Origin of the sequence: Halopseudomonas pachastrellae, assembly GCF_900114765.1 — a bacterium.
In the GTDB taxonomy this organism is placed as follows: domain Bacteria; phylum Pseudomonadota; class Gammaproteobacteria; order Pseudomonadales; family Pseudomonadaceae; genus Halopseudomonas; species Halopseudomonas pachastrellae.
Map to the genome: position 1 here is coordinate 1 of NZ_FOUD01000003.1, position 21,103 is coordinate 21,103.

The window sequence follows — 21,103 nt, forward strand, 5'->3', positions numbered from 1 at the left end:
CCCGGCAAACTGGCGCAGGATCGTGGTTTCGTACAGCGCTTCCTCCATCGCTGGATCGCTGTAGCCGAACCAGTTCTGCAGCAGATGCACACGCAGCATCGCCATCAACGGGTAGGCCGGACGGCCACCTTCACCCTTCGGATAATGTGGCTCGATCAAAGCAATCAAGCCCTTCCACGGCACCACCCGATCCATCTCGATCAGGAACAACTCCTTGCGGGTTTGCTTGCGCTTGCCAGCGTACTCGGCGTCGGCGAAGGTCATCTGCTTCATCGGGAAACTCGGTGGGTGGGGTCGCGGTATTTTGCCAAATCAGAAAGTCTTTTTCAGAGTTTCCCTAAAGACAACACCGAACCGGACGCGGAGCGTCCATACAGGCATTCCCACGCAGAGCGTCACTAGTGTCCGGTAAAAAAACGCGGGGGTGGCTCCAGCCCCCGCAACCGCACATTATTCGTTGATAATCGGCCTTCAAGACTCGATTTGAACGGCCTGACATGTTTTCACCAACTCGGTTTTCCCAACTTCTCAAATTCATTCCAAGAACGGCCTTTAACGCCGCTGTCAAAGAAAGTCAGGCTGACCGATATGCCAAGAAGGTCAGCTCATGGGATCTGTTGGTTACGCTGCTCCTGGGGCAGTTAACTCAGGCTCGAAGTCTGCGCTCGCTCGCAGTGACATCACAGTCTTTACAGCCCCATAGCTACCATCTCAATGCCACAAGCCTTAGCCGTTCAACGCTCAGCGACGCCTTGCAGAAGCGTTCGTGTGAGCCGCTAAAAGCGGTATGTCAGCTGCTCCTGGCTCAGGTTGGACGCAAGCAAAGACGCTCGATGGAGCCGATGATCAGCTTGATTGATTCGACCTGCATTACCTTGCGTGGCCCAGGTTCGATGACTGGACTCTTGCCACCAAGACGCGGATCACCCAAGGGCTCAAGCTCCATGTCGGACTGGACGCTCAGCAATTCGCCCCGACTTACGTGAATGTCACCCCCGCCAACATCAACGACCTTAGCGATGCACTGCAAATGCCAATCGAGTCAGGTGTGACCTACGTGTTCGACAAGGGTTACTGCGACTACAACTGGTGGCACCACATCGATCAGGCGGGTTCGATTTTTGTCACCCGACTAAAGAAAAATGCCAGTGTGGTGTGTATTGGAAAGCTGTCGGAACCCGAGCATGGAGTCGTGTCGGACGAAGTCATTCGCTTCAACAAGAAAAACCTCAACACCAAACGGCCCAACCACTATTTCGGGCAAGATGTGCGCCGTATACGGGTCAGCCGTGACAGCGACAAGTCCGATTTGATACTGGTCACCAATGATTTCAAACGTAGCGCTCAGGAAATCGCGGCACTGTACAAACAGCGTTGGCAAATCGAGCTGTTCTTCAAGTGGGTCAAGCAGCATCTGAAGCTCAAGTACTACTTCGGTTGTTCAGAAAACGCCGTGCGCTTGCAAATCTACAGTGCTCTGCTGGCGTTTCTGCTGCTGCATGCCTACCGGCGACAGTCAGCGGCTACCAGCAGCATTTACGAGTTTGCCACTCACCTTGCGTACAGCCTATTCGAGCGGCCGGCAGCGCTGCTGAAGGCAGACGAGCGAAGGCGGGATCAAGCGCAATTGAGAGTTGCTATGGGGAGCCTTCAGCTATGAGCAATTTTCCCCGGACACTAGTGACGCAGAGCGTGGGAACGATCAACGGAGCGGCAGCCGCCACCCAGCTACTCCGGAAACAACGCCAACCCAATACTCAACAACATCCGATCCGTCATCCGATCCAAATCCAGCCCGGTAATCTCGGCAATCCGGTCCAACCGATAACGCAAAGTGTTGCGATGGACTTCCAGGGCGGCAGCGCAAGCCTGGGCGTGGCCGTTGTGCTGCAGCCAGCTACGCAGGGTAGCGACCAGCTGTCCGCTGCCATCGGCCCTGCGCAGGGGCTGCAACGGCGCCAGCAGGCGCTGCACGGTCCAGCTGCCCTGCTGTTGATGCAGCAACACCGCCAGACGGTAATCCCCCAGCCCGACCAGACGCTCGGACAGGCGCATCTCCTGAGCGTAATCCCGCAGATTGATCAGCGCCTCGGTGGCCTCGCGCAAATCCGCCAGTGACTCGACCGCTTCGGCCAGCAGCAGGCGCCCCACCGGCCAGCCGCGCTGATCAGCCTGCTCCAGCCAGCTACGCCGGACCGTCTCGGCCTTGCCGCTGCGCAGCCAGAGTACGTCATGCAGGCCCAGCGGCAGGATGATGTCATGCGGATGGCGCAGGCGCATCTGGCTGATCAGCTGGCCCTGGGCCAACTCGTGGTCGGTTTCGCTCGCCAGGCACAGCAGACAGCCTTGCAGCGGCCACTTCCAGCGCATGCGCAGCCGCTCGGCGTCGGCCTCCAGGCTCGCCAGCGGGTAGCCGCGCTCCAGCAGGTTGACCAGCCAGGCTTCCTGCTGCTGCCCGCGCCAGTGCTGCTCGGCCTGCAGCACCCGCTGCTCGACCAGCATCTCGGCGGTCATGCGCAGCAGCTCGGCAAAGGGCCGTACCTGTTCCGGGTCGCCAGTGATGCCCAGCACACCGACCAGTCGGCCAGCATGCAGCAGGGGCAGGTTGATACCCGGTTTAACCCCCTGCAAACAGGCCGCGGCCTGCTCATCCAGCGCCACCACGCGCTGGTTCGCCAACACCAGCTGGGCGCCTTCATGCAGTGAGTCGATGCGCTGAGCATCACCGCTGCCGATGATCACGCCCTGCCGATCCATCACGTTGATGTTGTAAGGCAGGATGGCCATGGCCCTATCAACAATGTCCTGGGCCAGCAGCCGGTCCAGTTCAAACATAGTTCACTCCTGTGTCATCACCCGGTCATGCAAGCTGGCTCATGATGCCCCCGTGACGCAGCACCAACCACGACTCGGGAGACGCCAACATGGCCTTTAATCCGGATTTTGCAGGTGACACTCACTCCGCTGCCAGCGAGCGCCGCGAACGCCGCCGACAGGAAGACAAAAAGCGCATGGCCTACCGCCGTGCCATCGAGGACTACCGCGAGAGTCAGGCGCTGCAAGCGTCTTTCAGTGACTTTCCCGAACTGCTTGGTCAAACCGACTTTCATCGTTCGCATCGTCTCTACTGATCGGCAACGGTAGGTTCGAAGGGTTCTGCCAACTGACGGATCAGCGCCTTTTCCTCGCGCAGAAAAGCCAGAAACGCTTCTGCGACCGGGCTCAGGCGCTTGCCGCGTGAATGCACTGCGCACCAGCTGCGCATCAGCGGCAACTCGCTGATATTAAGGCAGACTAGCTCGCCGCGCCGAATCCAGGCCGCCGCCGCGTGGCCCGGCACCAGCGCTACGCCCAGTCCTGCTATGGCGCCCTGCACCAGCGCCTCGGTCGACCCCAGCTGCATGCTCTGCCCCAGATGCACGCGCTTGAGCTGCAGAAACTCATCGCAGGCCTTGCGGATACCCGACCCGGCCTCGCGCTGCAGGACCATTTCTTCCTCCAGTCTAGCCAGCGGGATATGGGTTTGCCTGGCCAGCGGGTGATTCGGGCGGGCAACAGCGACAATGGGGTTATTCAGAAACGGGAAGAACTCCAGCGCCCGGTCAGCCGGCACCAGCCCCATGATCACCAGGTCATCCAGGTTATCGGCCAAGCGCTGGATGATCTGCGCCCGACTGGTGACGTCGAGGCGAAAGGTGACCTGCGGGTAGCGTTCGCGAAACGCCGCCAGCAGATGCGGCAGCAGATACTGCGCGCTGCTCGCCGCCGACAGCCGCAACTCACCGCGCAGGCTGCCCTCCAGCGTCGAGAGATTCATGTCGAGGCTGTCCAGACGATCAAAGATGTCAGCGGATGCAGCCAGCAGCGACTCCGCCGCCTCGGTGAGATACAGCTTGCGGCCCACGTACTCGAATAACGGCAAGCCAACCTGCTCCTCCAGCTGGCGAATCTGCAGGCTGACAGCCGGCTGGGTCAGCGCCATGGCTTCGGCGGCGCGACTGTAGGAGCGGGACTCACAGACCGCGCGAAACACTTGCAGCTGGCGCAGGGTCATTCGCAGCAATGATTTACGCATGATGGTCTAGCCTTGATGGACGGGGCGGCTTTGCATGGCCGCAGTATATATAAGCAATCACTTATACATAAGCCAAGTATTATTCATTTCACAGAATACAGGCGGCCCCCGTAGGGTATGCAGGACACATTTTGCAATGTGTTGCCCGGGGACCACGCATCCAAGGCGCGACACGCAAAATGTTCACCGCATCCACTCGATCACCACCACGAGGAACGCGTACGTGATCAAGAAAATTCTGATTGCCAACCGGGGCGAGATTGCCGTTCGCATCGTCCGCGCTTGCGCGGAGATGGGCATCACCTCGGTTGCGGTCTATACCGATCCCGACCGCTATGCCCTGCATGTCAAACGTGCCGACGAGTCCTACAACGTCGGCAGCGACCCGCTGGCGGGTTATCTGAACCCGCGCCAGCTGGTTAACCTGGCGGTAGAAACCGGCTGTGACGCACTGCACCCGGGCTACGGGTTTCTGTCTGAGAACGCCGAACTGGCGAAGATCTGCGCCGAGCGCGGCATCAAGTTCATTGGTCCGGCGGCGGAGGTCATTACCCGCATGGGCGACAAGACCGAAGCCCGCCGCAGCATGATCGCCGCCGGTGTACCGGTCACGCCGGGCACCGAAGGCAATCTGGCGGATCTGGCTGAGGCCCTGCGTGAAGCAGAGCGCGTCGGCTACCCGGTGATGCTCAAGGCAACATCCGGCGGTGGTGGTCGCGGTATCCGTCGCTGCAACAACCGCGAAGAGCTGGAATCGGCGTACCCCCGCGTCATCTCTGAAGCCACCAAGGCGTTCGGCAGCGCGGAAGTCTTCCTCGAGAAGTGCATCGTCAATCCGAAGCACATCGAAGCGCAGATTCTCGCCGACAGCTTCGGCAACACTGTGCACCTGTTCGAGCGCGACTGCTCGATTCAGCGCCGCAACCAGAAGCTGATCGAGATCGCGCCCAGCCCGCAGCTGACCCCCGAACAACGCGCCTACATCGGCGATCTGGCGGTCAAGGCGGCGCAAGCCGTTGGCTACGAGAACGCCGGTACCGTCGAGTTTCTGCTGGCCGATGACGAAGTGTATTTCATGGAAATGAATACCCGGGTTCAGGTTGAGCACACCATTACCGAGCAGATCACCGGCGTCGACATCGTCCGCGAACAGATCCGCATCGCTTCCGGCCTGCCGCTGTCGATCAAGCAGGAAGACGTTCAGCACCAGGGCTTTGCCATCCAGTTCCGGATCAACGCCGAGGACCCGAAGAACAACTTCTTCCCCTCTTTTGGCAAGGTCACCCGCTACTACGCACCGGGCGGCCCGGGCGTGCGGGTCGATACCGCGATCTACACCGGTTACACCATTCCGCCGAACTTCGACTCCATGTGTCTGAAGCTTATTGTCTGGGCAATGACCTGGGAAGAAGCGCTGGACCGTGGCCTGCGTGCGCTGGACGACATGCGTCTGCAGGGGGTCAAGACCACGACCCCGTACTACCAGGAAATTCTGCGTAATGCCGAGTTCCGCTCCGGCGTGTTCAACACCAGCTTCGTGGAAGCCCATCCCGAGCTGCTGAACTACTCGATCAAACGCAAACCCGAGGAGCTGGCGCTCGCCATCGCAGCCGCGATTGCCGCCCACGCCGGACTATGAATTTAGCTTGAAGCCAGAAGCCTTAAGCTGGAAGCAGCACCAGACTACTTCCAGCTTTCAGCTTCAAGCTTCCAGCTCATCAGGAGATTAGACAGATGAGTAAACGCATTACCGTTACCGATACCATCCTGCGCGACGCCCACCAGTCCCTGCTGGCGACCCGTCTGCGTACCGAAGACATGCTGCCGATCTGCGACAAGCTGGATCAGGTCGGCTACTGGTCACTGGAAGTCTGGGGCGGCGCGACCTTCGACGCCTGCGTCCGCTTCCTGAAAGAAGATCCGTGGGAGCGCCTGCGCACCCTGCGCAAGGCGCTGCCGAACACCCGCCTGCAGATGCTGCTGCGCGGTCAGAACCTGCTCGGCTACCGCCACTACAGCGACGACGTGGTTCGCGCCTTCGTCGCCAAGGCCGCCGAGAACGGTATCGACGTGTTCCGCATCTTTGATGCCATGAACGACGTGCGTAACCTCAAGGTCGCCATTGAAGCCGTCAAGGCTGCCGGCAAGCACGCCCAGGGCACCATCGCCTACACCACCAGCCCGGTGCACACTGTTGAAACCTTCGTGCAGCAGGCCAAAGACATGGCCGCGATGGGCATCGACTCCATCGCGATCAAGGACATGGCCGGTCTGCTGACGCCGTTCGCCACCGGTGATCTGGTCAAGGCGCTGAAAGCCGAACTCGACCTGCCGGTGTTCATCCACTCGCACGACACCGCCGGTCTGGCCGCCATGTGTCAGCTCAAGGCCATCGAAAACGGTGCCGACCACATCGATACCGCAATCTCCTCCATGGCCTGGGGCACCAGCCACCCGGGTACCGAGTCGATGGTTGCCGCGCTGAAAGGCACCCAGTTCGACACCGGCCTGGATCTGGAGCTGCTGCAGGAAGTCGGCATGTACTTCCACGCCGTGCGCAAGAAGTACCACCAGTTTGAAAGCGACTTCACCGGCGTCGACACCCGCGTGCAGGTCAACCAGGTGCCGGGCGGCATGATGTCCAACCTGGCCAACCAGCTGAAAGAGCAAGGCGCACTGGACCGCATCCAGGACGTATTCGCGGAGATTCCGCGCGTACGTGAAGACCTCGGCTTCCCGCCGCTGGTGACCCCGACCTCGCAGATCGTCGGCACCCAGGCGGTATTCAACGTGCTGGCCGGTGAGCGCTACAAGACCATCACCAACGAGGTGAAGCTGTACCTGCAGGGCCGCTACGGTCAGGCACCGGGTGCGGTGAACGAGAAGCTGCGTCGTCAGGCCATCGGTGGCGAAGAAGTCATCGACGTGCGTCCGGCCGATCTGCTCAAGCCGGAAATGGACCGTCTGCGCGGTGAAGTCGGCGCACTGGCCAAGTCGGAAGAAGACGTACTGACCTTCGCCATGTTCCCGGACATCGGCCGCAAGTTCCTTGAAGAGCGCGAAGCCGGCACCCTGAAACCCGAGCAACTGCTGCCGGCACCGGGCGAAGGCGCCCCTGCCGCATCCAGCGAAGGTGTACCGACCGAGTTCATCATCGACGTTCACGGCGAGTCCTACCGCGTCGACATCACCGGTGTTGGCGTCAAGGGCGACGGCAAGCGCCACTTCTACCTGAGCCTCGACGGCATGCCGGAAGAAGTGGTGTTCGAGCCGCTCAACGCCTTTGTCGGCGACGGTGGCAGCAAGCGTAAGCAGGCCAGCGAGCCGGGCCACGTCACCACCAGCATGCCGGGCAACGTGGTCGACGTGCTGGTCAAGGTCGGCGACACCGTCAAGGCCGGTCAGGCCGTACTGGTCAGCGAAGCCATGAAGATGGAAAGCGAGATCCAGGCTGCCATCGCCGGTACCGTCAAGGCGGTCAACGTCGCCAAGGGCGACCGTGTGAACCCGGGCGAGATCCTGATCGAGATCGAAGCCTGAGCCGGTGCCGTACAGCGGGTGGCAACACCCGCTGACATTTAACTGCACCGGCGCCTATCGGCGCCGGTGTCGTATGCGAGACGCCAAGCGTCTCCTGAACAGTTCAACCTGATGATTGAGACTGCGACATGAATAACGACTCCAGACGCAATGAAAGTGCCGAAGAAGCCCTCAAGCAAATCGTCGACGGCTTCAACCGTTTCCGTAACGAGGTTTATCCCGCCCAGCAGGAACTGTTCAAACAATTGGCCCACGAACAGATTCCGCGCGCCATGTTCATTACCTGCGCCGACTCGCGCGTTGCGCCGGAGCTGATCACCCAGAGCTCGCCCGGCGACCTGTTCGTCTCCCGAAACGTCGGCAACGTGGTACCGCCGTACGGTCAGATGATGGGCGGCGTTTCCACCGCCATCGAGTTCGCGGTACTGGCGCTGAACGTGCAGCACATCATCATCTGCGGCCACTCCGACTGTGGCGCGATGAAGGCGGTACTGGCCCCGGAAACCCTCGACTCGCTGCCGACGGTAAAGGCCTGGCTGCGCCACGCCGAAGTCGCCAAAATCGTGGTCGAAGACAACTGCGGCTGCTGCGACGACAAGCTGGCCATGATGACCGAGGAAAACGTCATCGCCCAACTGCAGCACCTGGCGACCCACCCGTCGGTCGCATCCCGCCTGGCCCGTGGCGAGCTGTTCATCCACGGCTGGGTGTACGACATCGAGACCGCCCGCATCCGCGCCTACGACTCGGAAACCAACGAGTTCCGCCAGATCGGCGAAGGCCCGCTGCCGATGGCAACACCGCGCGCGCGCTACCCCGGCCGCAACGCGAGCTAACCGACGGGCGCATTACTGTATTTACACAATTACAGGTATACTGCGCCGTCTGTTTAGCGGCAGGCCCTCCATAAGCCTGCACTCTCCAAGCAAGCCACGCCAGTTCGCTGCCGTGGCTTGTTGGTTTCTGCCGCCGAGGCGGCCCTGATGAGCGAGGCACTACAGATGACCGCACTGGTTGGCGTGATCATGGGCTCCAAGTCCGACTGGTCCACCCTGAGCCATACGGCCGACATGCTTGAACAGCTGGGTATTCCCTACGAAGTAAAGGTGGTTTCTGCTCACCGCACCCCTGATCTGCTGTTCCAATACGCTGAAGAAGCGGCCGATCGCGGCATTGAAGTGATCATCGCCGGCGCCGGCGGCGCAGCCCACCTGCCGGGCATGTGCGCAGCCAAGACCCACCTGCCGGTCCTCGGCGTTCCGGTGCAATCCTCCATGCTCTCTGGTGTCGACTCGCTGCTGTCCATCGTGCAGATGCCGGCCGGCGTTCCGGTCGCCACCCTGGCTATCGGCAAGGCTGGTGCGATTAATGCCGCGCTGCTGTCAGCCAGCATTCTTGGCGGCAAGCACCCGCAGTTCAGCAAGGCCCTGCAGGAATTCCGCACCCAGCAGACCGACAACGTGCTGGACAACCCAGACCCGCGTCAGGCTTGAGGAAACGGATATGAAGATCGGTGTCATCGGTGGTGGACAATTAGGTCGCATGCTGGCGTTGGCCGGCACCCCGCTCGGCCAGCAGTTCGCGTTTCTCGACCCGGCCCCGGACGCCTGCGCCCAGGCCCTCGGTGAGCATATCCGCGCCGATTACAACGACACCGATCACCTGCGCCAGCTGGCCGATGAAGTGGACGTGGTGACCTTCGAGTTCGAAAGCGTGCCCGCCGAAACCGTCGCCTTCCTGTCGCAATTCGTTCCGGTCTACCCGAATGCCGAATCGCTGCGCATCGCCCGTGATCGCTGGTTCGAGAAGTCGATGTTCCAGGACCTCGGCATCCCCACCCCGGAGTTTGCCGACATCCAGTCGCAGGACAACCTCGACGCTGCGGTCAAGCGCATCGGCCTGCCGGCGGTGATGAAAACCCGCACCCTGGGTTATGACGGCAAGGGCCAGAAGGTCCTGCGCCACCCGGAAGACGTGGTTGGCGCCTTTGCCGAGCTGGGCAGCGTGCCCTGCATTCTGGAAGGCTTTGTGCCCTTCACCGGCGAGGTATCACTGGTCGCCGTGCGCGCCCGCGACGGGGAAACCCGCTTCTACCCGCTGGTGCACAACACCCACGAGAACGGCATCCTCAAACTGTCGATTGCCAGCACCGAGCATCCGCTGCAAGCGCTGGCCGAAGACTACGTTGGCCGCGTGCTCGACAAGCTGGACTACGTCGGCGTGCTGGCCTTCGAATTCTTCGAGGTCGACGGCGGCCTGAAAGCCAACGAGATCGCCCCGCGCGTGCACAACTCCGGCCACTGGACCATCGAAGGCGCCGAGTGCAGCCAGTTCGAAAACCACCTGCGCGCTATCGCCGGCCTGCCGCTGGGCTCGACCGCCAAGGTCGGTGAAAGCGCGATGCTGAACTTTATCGGTGAAGTGCCAGCAGTCGAGGCAGTCAGTGCCATCGAGCACTGCCATCTGCACCACTACGGCAAGGCCTTTAAGGCCGGCCGCAAAGTCGGCCACGCCACCCTGCGCTGCCCGGATATAGCGGCGCTGAAAGCGGGTATCGCCGAGGTTGAGGCGCTGATCGACAAATAAGTTGGTGGCGGGATAAACGAGAAAGGCGCAGCACTGGGTGTTGCGCCTTTTTGCTTGCAGCAACCGTTGCCGATGCTCCTGTGGAGGGCCACGGCACGCCGTGGCCGTGCGACCAACACCACCGCACCGTTGGCTTGTTCACTACGCTGCTTTCTTGCTCGCCTTTCGCCTTTTCCGGCGAGCCAAGGGGGGCTGCTTGCCCAGCCCCCCTTAGCGATCCCCCGGGGCACCCGGCTACGCGGCCCTTCGGGTTCGCTGCGTTGCTCGGGCTAACGGGGAGTCATAAAACTCGTCGCTTCGCTCCTCAGACAACCTATGACTCTTTTTCCCGTTAGCCCTGCGCTACTCGCCCGCGTAAACGGGACTCGGGTCCGTGCGGCAGTCACCTTCGTTGATCTTGCCTTCAAACCTAAAATCCCCGCAGCACCACACGGTGCTCCGGGGGTTGCTCATCGCTCATTGCATTACTGGTAGCGCTTGAGCTCGGCCTTGGCAATCGCGTTGCGGTGCACTTCATCCGGACCATCGGCGGTGCGCAGGTGGCGGGCGTATACGTACAGCTGGGCCAGCGGGAAGTCGGACGAGAAGCCACCAGCGCCGTGGGCCTGAATCGCCCAGTCGATGACCTGACAAGCCATGTTCGGCGCGGCGACCTTAATCATCGCGATTTGCTTGGCAGCGACCTTGTTGCCTACGGTATCCATCAGGTGCGCAGCGTTCATCACCAAAAAGCGCGCCTGATCGATCATGATCCGCGACTCGGCGATGCGCTCACGCCAAACGCCCTGCTCGGACAGCGGCTTGCCGAAGGCAACACGCTTGCTCAGGCGTTCGCACATCAGCGCCAGCGCACGCTCGGCCTGACCGATTACGCGCATGCAGTGGTGGATACGGCCCGGGCCAAGGCGCCCTTGCGCGATTTCGAAGCCACGACCTTCACCCAGCAGCATATTGCTGGCCGGTACACGGACGTTTTCAAAGACGATTTCCGGGTGACCGTACGGCGGATCCATATAGCCGTAGCAACCCATGTCACGCACTACCGTCACACCGGGGGTGTTCATCGGCACCAGAATCATCGACTGCTGCTGGTGACGGTTCGGGTTTTCCGGGTCGCTCTTACCCATGACCACCATGATTTCGCACCGCTCGTTAGCGGCGCCGGAGATGTACCACTTTCGGCCGTTGATAACGTACTCGTCGCCGTCACGCTCAATGCGGGTTTCCACGTTGGTCGCGTCGGAGGAAGCAACCAGCGGCTCGGTCATGGCAAAAGCTGAGCGGATTTCGCCGTTCAGCAGCGGGGTCAACCAGCGCTCTTGCTGCTCCTTGGTGCCATAGCGGGCCAGCACTTCCATGTTGCCGGTGTCCGGTGCACCACAGTTGAAGACCTCGGAGGCCCACATGCCGGGCACGCGACCCATCAGCTCGGCCAGCGGGGCGTATTCCATGTTGCTCAGGCCCGGGCCGTGCTCTGCTTCCGGCAGAAACAGGTTCCACAGACCTTCGGCGCGGGCCTTGGCTTTCAGCTCTTCCATCAGCTTGACGGTGGTGTAGGCGTTGCCGGCCTTCTCGTTGGCGCGGATTTCTTCTTCGTAACGCTGCTCATTCGGGAAAACATGCGCATCCATAAAGTCGGAAACGCGTTTCTGCAGGTCCAGCGAACGTTCGGTCTGGTGATACATGGCGAACTCCTGAGGTGTCGATCATGCGGCTGCGGTGGCGGCCGTCCTGAACACAAAATCTCAATACACATGTGTATTGTCAATTGTGTATGGAAATAGATATGACGCGGCCTTCGCCTGACTTATAATCGGCCGCTTCACTCAGTCACCGGAGCTGCCGATGTCCGCTGCCAGCAAACCCACCCGCCGCGGTCGCCCAACCGGCCGCGCCGTGCTGACGCCACAGGACTGGTTCGATGCCGCGACCGAAGCCATCCTTGACGGCGGCTTCGATCAGTTGCGCGTACTGCCCTTGGCCAAACGCCTGAAGGTGACCCGAGGCAGCTTTTACTGGCACTTCGAAGACCTGCCGCAATTCATTCGCCTGTTCCTCGATCAATGGAAAGCCCTGCGCATCAAGGGCCTGCGCTACTGGAAGCCGGGTATGGACCCGTCGCTTACGCCGCAACAGGAAGTGGATCGCGTGCTACTGCTGATGTTTGAGGGGCCGGCGGTGGAGTTCAAACGCATGAAGGTGGAGTTCGCCATCCGCGATTTTGCTCAACGCGACCTCTACGCCCGCGACATTGTTGCCGCTGTAGACGAGGCCCGCGTAGAACAGACCGCCAGACTGCTGCAGCCCCTGGTGCCTGAAGGCAACGCTCGGGGCATGGCAATGATTCAGTACGCCACCGTGCTTGGCAGTGTGCTGCTGTTCCGTGGCCAGCTCGGCGGCGAGAAGGCACTGCAGACGATCCGCGAACAATGGCGCTCATTGCTGCAAGCGCCTCAAGTTGTCACCTCTGAGGCCGATAATGACAGTACGGGAAGCTAAGCTGGACAGCTTGCGCCAACCCCGCCATGATTTCATAGTGCCGTCACGCGCCGGATGCGGGATGACTGCGCACCTGCTGACGCCAGGCTGGCGTTGGGCATAGTCAGGAGCGAAGCGTGCCGATCCATTCCTGGTTTTATCAGGCCGACCTACATCAAGGCCCCCTATTGCATGGCCACCACCACCACCACAGCTTAATAGTGCTGTCGGTGCTGGTCGCCATTGCGGCGTCGTGGCTGGCCTTGCAGGTGGCAGGCCTGGCGCGCCGCGCCGCCACTCCGGCCACCCGCCGCGGTGCTGTGCTCAGTGGTGCCGCCGCGCTCGGTGGCGGCATTTGGGCCATGCACTTTATCGGCATGCTGTCTTTCACCCTGCCGCTGGAAGTGCACTACGACCTTACCGTTACGCTGCTGTCCATACTGCCCGCCATGGGCGCCTCGCTAATTGCCCTGCAGCTACTCTCACGCCGTCTGCTGGGCGCCCGCGAACTGCTGATTGGCGGTACCCTGATCGGCGCTGGCATCGGCACCATGCACTATGTCGGAATGACCGCCATGCGCATGGACGCCCAGCTACTGTTCGACCCCTGGTGGTTTGCCGGCTCGGTGGTAGTGGCCGTGGTGCTGGCCATTCTTGCGCTCTGGATTCGCTTCGGTCTGGGCCGCCCAACCGCCAAAACCCTGCTGGTGGCGGCGGTGGTCATGGGGTTGGCGAATGCCACCATGCACTACACCGGCATGGCAGCGGTGCGCATTATCGGTACGCCGGAAACTGGCTACATCACGCAGTTTGAACAGCAACGCAACCTCGGCCTGCTGATCGCCTTCGCCACGCTGATGATGGGCATTCTGGTCGGCGCGGTGAACGGTGCTGTGCGCTTCAACCAGCTATATCAAAAAGTACAAGCCAGCGAAGAGCACATCCGTGGCATCGTCGACACCGCGGTGGACGGCATCATCAGCTGGGACCGCCACGGCCGTATTCAGGAGGTCAACCACGCCGCCGAGCAGATGTTCGGCTGGCCGGAGGCCGAGTTGCTTGGGCAACACCTGGATATGCTGCTGCCACTGAGCAGCCGAGAACGACTGAATACCTTTCTTGCCGAGTTTGCTGCCGGCCGCAAGCCTGAGCAACTGGGCAGCAGTACCGAGAGCTGGTGGAAGCGCCGCAATGGCGAGCACTTCCCGGTACGGCTGTCGATTGGCCAAACCCACATCCACGGCAAGATTCGCTTCGTCGGCTTTGTCAGCGACATCACGGAACGTCGCCAGCTGGAAGACTCGCTGCAGCAGAGCGAGGAACAATACCGCAGCCTGATCAGCAATATTCCGGGCGTTACCTTTCGCTGCCTGCCGCGCGAAGACTGGCGGATGCTGTTTGTCAGTGATGCCGTAGAGCAGTTGACCGGCTGGCCGCCCGAGCGCTTTCTCACCGGCGACCTGAGCTTTGCCGACATCATTCACCCTGCCGACAGCGACTTCACCGTCGAGCATGTCATGGGTGGCCTCGGCCGCCATGAAAAGTACAACCTCGAGTACCGCATCTTCCACCGCGACGGCCAGATTCGCTGGGTATCCGAGTACGCCAGCGCCATTTTTGACGAGCAAGGTGACCCCGAGTGGATTGACGGGGTCATCATTGACATTACCGAGACCAAGCTGCGCACGGCGGAATTCGAGGGCATCGTGCGGGCCATCAGCCAGGCCCAGGGCATGCTTGACCTCGATATGCATGGCCAGATCCAGTTTGCCAACCCGCACTTTCTGGCGCTGTGCGGCTGCACCGAAGACCAGCTCAAGGGGCGCAGCTTCCAGCAGCTGATCGACAACGGTGAGTTTAGCGATGAAGCCTGGGCCAGCATTCGCCGAGGTGAATATCTGGTCGGTGAGTACAGCCTTACCCACAGCCAGGGCAATAGCGTCTATGTGCAGATCTACTGCAACCCGATCATCGACAGCCTGGGCAATCCCGCCAAGGTGATCGTTCTGGTCACCGACCTGAGCGAGCGCCGGCGCATGGAAGTCGATCTGCTCGAAGCCAAGGAGCGTGCCGAGCTGGCGGCCGAGTCCAAGGGCGCCTTCCTGGCCAACATGAGTCACGAAATCCGCACCCCAATGAACGCCATAATCGGCTTCAGCGAAGTGCTGCTGAACGACAACCTGACCGCCAATCAGCGCAAGTACGCACGTACCGTTAACCAGTCTGCCCGTTCACTGCTGGGCCTGCTCAACGATATTCTCGACACCGCCAAGCTGGAAAAGGGTCAGGTACGGCTGGAGGGCCAGGACTTCTCTCTGCGCGAACTCTGCCAGCAACAAATCAACGTGTTCAGTCTGGAAGCCAATCGCAAGGGCTTGCAGCTGGCGCTCAGCTACCAGCTACCGCAGGAGCACTTCAGCGGCGACCCGACGCGTATCCGTCAGGTGCTGACCAACCTGCTGGGCAATGCCATCAAGTTTACCGAGCAAGGCCGGGTCGAGCTCCGCGTGGATAAGCACCAGAAACAGGTCCGTCTGCGCATCAGCGACACCGGCATCGGTATCCCGACGGATCGCCTGCAGCAGATTTTCGAGCCGTTCGCCCAGGCTGATGCGTCCATGAGCCGGCGCTTTGGCGGCACCGGATTGGGTACCACTATCGCGCGCCAGCTGGTGGAACTGATGGGTGGTCACATCAGCGTCGAGAGTACTCCGGGGCAGGGGTCTACCTTCCAGGTACTACTCCCGCTAACCGCTGCCAGTGCAGACGCCAAGGCGCTGAGCGCACTCACCAGTAACCGCATTGAGCTGCCACCACTACGCATTCTGGTTGCCGATGATGTCGCCGAGAACGTGCAACTGATGGAGCTGTTGCTGCACAACGAGGGCCACCGGGTACGCAGTGTGGGCAACGGGCTACGTGCCTTCGAGCTGGTGGCCGAGGAGCCCTTCGATCTGATCCTCATGGACATGCAGATGCCGGAAGTTGACGGCCTGGAGGCCACCCGCATCATCCGCCGCTACGAAGCCAATCTGGGGCGACGGCCCACCCCGATCATTGCCCTCACCGCCAGCGTGCTGGACAAGGATCGCCAGGCGGCACGAGAGGCCGGCATGGAAGGCTTTGCCTCGAAGCCGGTCGACCGCGTGGCGCTGCGCCAGGAAATGGCGCGGGTATTGGGCCTGCAAGCCCCCAGCGCCGACCACGACAGCGCCAAGACGGATCAGACTGCCCCCTTGATCGACTGGGCCGGCGGCGAGCTGCGCTGGGGCAATCGGGCCGCTCTGGAACAGGCCATTCACCGCTTCCTTGGGGAGTTGCCCGGCCAACTTGCCGAGCTCGACCAGGCGTTGGAGCAAGGGGCGCTGGAGCAGGCTCGCCGTCTGGCACACAAACTCAACGGCAGCGCCGGCAACCTGTCACTGCAGGCGCTGCGCCTGCTTGCCAGCGAACTGGAGGCCAAGCTGGCCGCGGGCCAGAACGATACCGAAACGCTGCGTCAGGCGCTGCATACCTGCGCCCTGCAGAGCCGCGCTGCGGCGCCGGTTCCCGCTCCTGCCCAGACCGGTGTCGCCGGCGAGACGCTGGATGCGGCAGAGCGTGACAGCCTGATTGAGAAGCTAATCACCGTGCTGCAACGCGGCGAGGTCAACGAACAGGCCCTGCAGCGTCTGGCTGGCAGCCTCACCAGCGAGCAACGCATGGCGCTTGACCAAGCGCTCGATAATTTTGACTTTGCAGCCGCTATCGCTCTGCTGGAAGCCGAGCTCAGCACTGCCTCCACCCAAGGTTGACCCCATGCCCTTCAAGGACCGCCGCCCGTCGATACTGCTGGTGGATGACGAACCAGCCAACCTGCACGTACTCAAGCATATCCTGCAGGACGACTACCGTCTGCTGTTCGCCCGCGACGGCGAGCGCGCGCTGGAGCTGGCCAGCAACGAGCATCCGCAGCTGATTCTGCTGGATGTGATGATGCCGGGCACCACCGGCCATGAGGTCTGTACACGGCTGAAGGCCGACCCGCGGACCGAAGCCATTCCGGTCATCTTTGTCACCGCTCTGGCCAACCCGGAGGACGAGGCGTTGGGCTTTGAGCTGGGCGCCGTCGACTACATCAGCAAACCGGTCAGCGCCCCCATCGTCCGCGCCAGGGTGCGCACGCACCTGTCACTAGTGCGCGCAGAGGTCCTGCGCCAGACCCGGCTCAACATCGTGCAGGCCCTGGGCATGGCCGCCGAGTACAAGGACAACGAGACCGGCCTGCACGTCATTCGCATGAGCCACTTCTCCCGCATCATCGCCCTGGAAGCCGGCTTCAGCGCTGAAGACGCCGAGGAGCTGCTGCACGCTGCCCCCATGCACGATGTCGGCAAAATCGGCATTCCCGATGCCATCCTGCAAAAGCCTGGCAAGCTCGACGCCGACGAGTGGGCCATCATGCAACAGCATCCGGATATTGGCGCGCGCATCATCGGCGAACACGACGCCAGCATGCTGCAAATGGCCCGTCGCATTGCCCTTGGTCATCACGAGAAATGGGATGGCAGCGGCTATCCGGCAGGCCTGGCCGGCACCGATATCCCCGTTGAGGCCCGTATCATTGCCATAGCCGACGTGTTTGACGCCTTGACCAGCGTGCGCCCGTACAAGCGGGCCTGGAGCGTGGACGAAGCCGTCGCCCTGATTCGCGAGCAGAGTGGCAAACACTTCGATCCGCACCTGGTGAATTGCTTCCTGGCGCGCCTGGACGAGATTATCGAGATCCGCGACCGCTGGGCGGAGTAGGCGCCGACTCACCGATGTGGAACACTGACGCGCTGAATCTGTCTCAGCACTGCCAGAGAGATTGGAATACGCTGATGCTGCGCCCCCTGCTACTGCTATTTGCCCTTGTACTACCACTCGCCTCGAGCGCCGCTCCCGCGACCATCGACTGGCTCGACCTGCTGCCGGCAGAGGACTACCAGGCCATGCTCGACATGCCGGAAATCGACCATGGCGGCAACCTGGACAGTGAGGGTGACTTTACCCAGAACCTGCACCAGCGCGATGGTCTGCCCGAGGTCATGTATTCGACCCGCGTAGTCGATGACTACGACGGCCAATCGGTACGCATTGGCGGCTATCCCGTGCCGCTGGAGACCGACGCTCAGGGGCGCTACCTGAGTTTCTTTCTAGTACCCTATGCCGGCGCCTGCATCCATGTACCACCGCCACCACCCAACCAGATCATCCTGGTCGACTACCCCGATGGTATCGTGATCGATGATATCTACCAGGCCTTCTGGGTGCAGGGCACCCTGCGCGTCAGCCAAAGCAGCAACGAACTGGCCGACGCCAGCTACGCACTGTCCGCCGAGCGTGTGTGGCTCTACGACGGCGAATAGGGGCGTAACAGAACGCTCTTGGCGAGTACGCAAATCGCCCAGCCGGGTGGCCCCACGCCAGCACTGAATCCGTTATGCTGTGACCAAATTATCATTGGCCCGCCCAAAGGGAGCCTTTTGCACATGCATATTCTGATAGGCCTTATCGGCCTGTTCATCCTGATTGCCACCAGTCTGCGCCGCTGGTTGCTACGGCGCGAAACACCGCAGGTGCAAGCGGTCGATTTCCAGGGTGAGCTGTATCAGGTCGGCCAGGCCTGCGTTGCCCGCCAGGGGCCGGAGGATGCAGCGCAAAGCGTCATCGTCATGCCCGGTTTTGTCGAGAACTTCCTGTATTTCACGGCGTACTATCAGGATCCTGCCCTGCAACTGATCATGCTGACCAGCGCCGACTACCATGTCCCGGTCAACCGTCCACGCTACCGCAAAGCCGAGTGGGTCGCCCCGCTGCGCTCGCGCCCCGGTACCATTGCCTACGACGCCGAAGTGCTCAACCAGGCCCTGGAGCACCTGGCCACCGGTCATCAGGTGCGCGTGCACGGCCATTCCCGCGGCGGCGCAGTCATTCTGGAAGCGGCGCGTCAGCGTCCGGAGCTGTTCAGCCGGGTCGAGGTTATCCTCGAGGCGCCGGTTCTGCCCCAGGGCAAGCCCTTCCGTGAGGTGCCCAGAGCCGCGCGCTGGTTTCTGCCGTTTTACCTGTTTGCCTGGCAGCAGCAGCCCATCTCACCCAGCAACCGACACCTGTTTGGCCCGCTGGATGACCCACGCAAGCGCGAACTGGTCAGTGCCCTGCCGTTCAACCCGCGTCACGGCAAAACATTTGTCGACAACATTCTCGACCTGGCCGACTGGATGGAGCGCACCCCCACCGCTATTTATCAGCACCTGCAGCGCGGCGCCATCCTGGTCCCGGAGAAGGATCGCATCCTGCAGGCCGAAGCGATGCGGCGCAGCGCGGACCAGGCAGAGAACCTGCAGATCATCCAGATCCCGGACTGCAGCCACCTGATCACCCAGGACCGTCCCGACTGCATCCCGCCGCTGGCGGAGACCTGAACGTGGGCTGGGAGTTCGAGCCGGTCGCCGTTGTGCACTCCTGCTTCGCAGAGAAATTTGCCATCCCGCGCCAGCCCCTGCTGGCCCCGGCGGCTACCGCCACCCTGGAGCTGTTGCCCCCCTATGACCAGCCCGAGGCGCTGGAGGGGCTGGAAGGCGTCAGCCATCTGTGGCTGCTGTTCGTTTTTCACGCCGCCGGTCACGGCAGCAAGCACCTGCGCGTTCGCCCGCCGCGCCTTGGCGGTAACCAGCGTATCGGCGTGTTTGCCAGCCGCGCCACCCACAGACCCAACCCGATCGGCCAATCGGTGGTGCGCCTTGAGGGCATTGTTGACGGCCGCCTGCTGCTGTCCGGCGTTGACCTGCTGGACGGCACACCGATACTCGACATAAAGCCCTACGTGCCCTATGCCGATGCCATTGGCGACGCGCATAACTCGCTCGCCCCGGCACCGCCCGCGCCTATCGCCGTTGTCTGGCAGGACAGCGCGCGGCAGCAGGCGGAAATACAGCAGCAGCGTCTCGACCAGCCTCTGGTCGCGTTGATTGAGCAGTGCCTGGCACAAGACCCGAAGCCCGCCTACCAGACGCCCGATGCCGAGCGCGAGTACGGTGTACGCTTCTGGGACGTCAACGTCCGCTGGCACTACCCCCGCCCCGAGTGCATCTGCGTGCTGGGCGTCGAGCCAGTCTGAACCGCCGCCGGGTGGCAGTAGCCCGAGGGCGGGTTATACTCGGGCCACGTTGAGTCACAGGGTAGTGCACGCGCCATGGAGCAGCTGTATTTCTCACCGATGCTGCTGGGCATTTGCCTGCTGGTTGCCATCGCACTGTGCGCCACGGCCTTGTACCGAACAGTGCCCGGCGAGCCCGGCCCCGGATTCTGGCTGGCAGGCTGTTGGAGCCTGATCGCCGGTATCGTGCTGTTTCTGATCTTTGTGATTACCCGAAACCCGGTGCTGAATGTCCTGGGTAACGCCCTGCAGCTGGCCGGCGAGGCCCTGTTTTTATTGGGTATTTTCCGTTTTTTTGGCCGCCGTATTCCCTGGTGGACCCTGCCGGCGAGCACCGGCGTCATGGTGCTGTTCAACAGCTGGTACTGGCTGACCAATGGCAGCTCTGATCTGCTGATGGGGGTGTACTCCAGTATTGCCGGGCTGCTCCCGCTGCAAGCCATCGCTCTACTGCTGCGCGAGAGCCGCGATCCGGCCACCCGCCCGGCACGCCTGCTGGTCGCCATCGCACTGGTTATCTACAGTGCAGTCACCCTGCTGCGCGGCGCCCTTGGCTACCGCAACTGGTGGCTTGATGCCCCCTACGTGCAGCCCTACGAATCATTCAGCTACCTGCTGTCCTACAATTTCGCCCTCCCCGCACTGGTGCTCGGTTTTGTCGGCTGCTGTCTGATGACCACCCAGCGCGTTCTGGCCCGTAGCGAGCAACTGGCCGCACAGCTGCAGGAACAAGCCATCCGCGACCCGCTCACCGGCGCCTTCAACCGTCGCGCCTTTCACCAGCAACTGGCCGATGAAGTGGCCCGCAGCGAGCGCTATGGCAGACCACTGTGCCTGGCCATCTTCGACCTGGATCACTTCAAGCAGCTTAACGACGAGCTTGGCCATCAGGCAGGCGACCACGCCTTGCAGCATTTCGCCGCCCTGTGCCAGCAGCAGGCACGGCATAGCGATCTGTTTGCCCGCTTTGGTGGTGAAGAGTTTGTGCTGCTGATGCCCGAAACCTCGGCAAGCCAGGCCAGCCATTCACTGGAGCGTCTGCGTCAGCAGGTGGCAGCGCACCCATTTCAGTACCGGCAGCAGCGCTACAACTTGCGCGTGAGTATCGGGTTGGCGCAAAGGCAGATGGGCGACAACGCCGACAAGTTGCTACGCCAGGCGGATCTGGCGCTGTACCAGGCCAAGAGCCAAGGCCGAAACCAGCTCCAGCTGTGGTCGGCCGAGCCAACCGTGGCATACTGAGC

19 protein-coding genes and 1 pseudogene are annotated in these 21,103 nt (G+C 61.9%); 15 read left to right on the forward strand and 5 right to left on the reverse strand.

Translation table 11 applies throughout. The annotated features are described in order from the left end of the window. Positions 1 to 273: transposase (locus tag BM116_RS02775; protein WP_139222350.1), on the reverse strand; the 273-nt coding region annotated here is incomplete at its 3' end. Between the two features lie 224 nt (positions 274 to 497). On the opposite strand from BM116_RS02775, the pseudogene BM116_RS19075 reads away from it, so the two are divergent. Then, positions 498 to 653: pseudogene (locus tag BM116_RS19075) on the forward strand (DUF4372 domain-containing protein); the annotation flags it as partial. A 152-nt stretch (positions 654 to 805) separates the two neighbouring features. On the opposite strand, the gene BM116_RS19245 reads toward BM116_RS19075, so the two are convergent. Then, a complete protein-coding gene (locus BM116_RS19245; RefSeq protein WP_268874563.1) occupies positions 806 to 931 on the reverse strand; it encodes a hypothetical protein in 126 nt (41 codons plus the stop codon). A 21-nt stretch (positions 932 to 952) separates the two neighbouring features. Here BM116_RS19245 and BM116_RS19080 point away from each other — a divergent pair, with 21 nt between their 5' ends. Next, positions 953 to 1,660, forward strand: coding sequence for an IS4 family transposase (locus BM116_RS19080; RefSeq protein ID WP_235846684.1), 708 nt, complete (start codon positions 953 to 955; stop codon positions 1,658 to 1,660). Between the two features lie 68 nt (positions 1,661 to 1,728). Here BM116_RS19080 and BM116_RS02785 read toward each other — a convergent pair whose 3' ends face one another. Further along, on the reverse strand, positions 1,729 to 2,835 hold the full coding sequence (locus tag BM116_RS02785; RefSeq protein ID WP_083729288.1) for a sugar diacid recognition domain-containing protein: 1,107 nt from the start codon (positions 2,833 to 2,835) through the stop codon (positions 1,729 to 1,731). A gap of 89 nt (positions 2,836 to 2,924) precedes the next feature. On the opposite strand from BM116_RS02785, the gene BM116_RS02790 reads away from it, so the two are divergent. After that, a complete protein-coding gene (locus tag BM116_RS02790; protein ID WP_083729286.1) occupies positions 2,925 to 3,131 on the forward strand; it encodes a PA3496 family putative envelope integrity protein in 207 nt (68 codons plus the stop codon). On the opposite strand, the gene BM116_RS02795 is transcribed toward BM116_RS02790, so the two are convergent. Further along, positions 3,125 to 4,075 carry a LysR family transcriptional regulator gene (locus tag BM116_RS02795; protein WP_083729284.1) on the reverse strand — a complete coding sequence of 317 codons (951 nt, stop codon included), beginning with the start codon at positions 4,073 to 4,075 and terminating at the stop codon, positions 3,125 to 3,127. The genes BM116_RS02790 and BM116_RS02795 overlap by 7 nt on opposite strands. A 223-nt stretch (positions 4,076 to 4,298) precedes the next feature. On the opposite strand from BM116_RS02795, the gene BM116_RS02800 reads away from it, so the two are divergent. The 5 genes from BM116_RS02800 (at position 4,299) to BM116_RS02820 (ending at position 10,201) form a co-directional block, all read left to right on the forward strand. After that, the gene (locus BM116_RS02800) at positions 4,299 to 5,714 is read left to right on the forward strand and encodes an acetyl-CoA carboxylase biotin carboxylase subunit (protein ID WP_083729282.1); all 1,416 of its coding nucleotides are present in this window, start codon (positions 4,299 to 4,301) and stop codon (positions 5,712 to 5,714) included. A 95-nt stretch (positions 5,715 to 5,809) separates the two neighbouring features. Further along, positions 5,810 to 7,615 carry a sodium-extruding oxaloacetate decarboxylase subunit alpha gene (oadA, locus tag BM116_RS02805; protein WP_083729280.1) on the forward strand — a complete coding sequence of 602 codons (1,806 nt, stop codon included), beginning with the start codon at positions 5,810 to 5,812 and terminating at the stop codon, positions 7,613 to 7,615. Between the two features lie 128 nt (positions 7,616 to 7,743). Further along, entirely contained in the window at positions 7,744 to 8,451 is a 708-nt protein-coding gene (locus tag BM116_RS02810; protein ID WP_083729278.1) for a carbonic anhydrase, read from the forward strand. A gap of 165 nt (positions 8,452 to 8,616) precedes the next feature. Next, complete coding sequence (purE, locus tag BM116_RS02815; RefSeq protein ID WP_083729290.1) at positions 8,617 to 9,108, forward strand: 5-(carboxyamino)imidazole ribonucleotide mutase; 492 nt, start codon at positions 8,617 to 8,619, stop codon at positions 9,106 to 9,108. A 10-nt stretch (positions 9,109 to 9,118) separates the two neighbouring features. Beyond that, complete coding sequence (locus BM116_RS02820; protein WP_083729276.1) at positions 9,119 to 10,201, forward strand: 5-(carboxyamino)imidazole ribonucleotide synthase; 1,083 nt, start codon at positions 9,119 to 9,121, stop codon at positions 10,199 to 10,201. 464 nt (positions 10,202 to 10,665) lie between these two features. Here BM116_RS02820 and BM116_RS02825 read toward each other — a convergent pair whose 3' ends face one another. Next, positions 10,666 to 11,886, reverse strand: a complete 1,221-nt coding sequence (locus BM116_RS02825) for an acyl-CoA dehydrogenase family protein (protein ID WP_083729121.1) — start codon at positions 11,884 to 11,886, stop codon at positions 10,666 to 10,668. 160 nt (positions 11,887 to 12,046) lie between these two features. Here BM116_RS02825 and BM116_RS02830 point away from each other — a divergent pair, with 160 nt between their 5' ends. From BM116_RS02830 to BM116_RS02860, 7 genes are all read left to right on the forward strand, one after another. Continuing rightward, complete coding sequence (locus tag BM116_RS02830; protein ID WP_083729119.1) at positions 12,047 to 12,700, forward strand: TetR/AcrR family transcriptional regulator; 654 nt, start codon at positions 12,047 to 12,049, stop codon at positions 12,698 to 12,700. Between the two features lie 116 nt (positions 12,701 to 12,816). Further along, positions 12,817 to 16,473, forward strand: a complete 3,657-nt coding sequence (locus BM116_RS02835; protein WP_139057030.1) for a PAS domain S-box protein — start codon at positions 12,817 to 12,819, stop codon at positions 16,471 to 16,473. Positions 16,474 to 16,477: 4 nt separating this feature from the next. Then, positions 16,478 to 17,467 carry an HD-GYP domain-containing protein gene (locus BM116_RS02840; RefSeq protein WP_083729115.1) on the forward strand — a complete coding sequence of 330 codons (990 nt, stop codon included), beginning with the start codon at positions 16,478 to 16,480 and terminating at the stop codon, positions 17,465 to 17,467. 77 nt (positions 17,468 to 17,544) lie between these two features. Further along, positions 17,545 to 18,069 carry a DUF3299 domain-containing protein gene (locus BM116_RS02845; RefSeq protein ID WP_412917511.1) on the forward strand — a complete coding sequence of 175 codons (525 nt, stop codon included), beginning with the start codon at positions 17,545 to 17,547 and terminating at the stop codon, positions 18,067 to 18,069. Positions 18,070 to 18,192: 123 nt separating this feature from the next. Further along, the gene (locus BM116_RS02850; protein ID WP_083729111.1) at positions 18,193 to 19,125 is read left to right on the forward strand and encodes an alpha/beta fold hydrolase; all 933 of its coding nucleotides are present in this window, start codon (positions 18,193 to 18,195) and stop codon (positions 19,123 to 19,125) included. 2 nt (positions 19,126 to 19,127) lie between these two features. Continuing rightward, positions 19,128 to 19,820: a tRNA (N6-threonylcarbamoyladenosine(37)-N6)-methyltransferase TrmO gene (gene tsaA / locus BM116_RS02855; protein ID WP_083729109.1), complete on the forward strand. Its 693-nt coding sequence runs from the start codon at positions 19,128 to 19,130 to the stop codon at positions 19,818 to 19,820. 75 nt (positions 19,821 to 19,895) lie between these two features. Further along, the gene (locus tag BM116_RS02860; protein ID WP_083729107.1) at positions 19,896 to 21,101 is read left to right on the forward strand and encodes a diguanylate cyclase; all 1,206 of its coding nucleotides are present in this window, start codon (positions 19,896 to 19,898) and stop codon (positions 21,099 to 21,101) included. Positions 21,102 to 21,103: the final 2 nt, after the last annotated feature.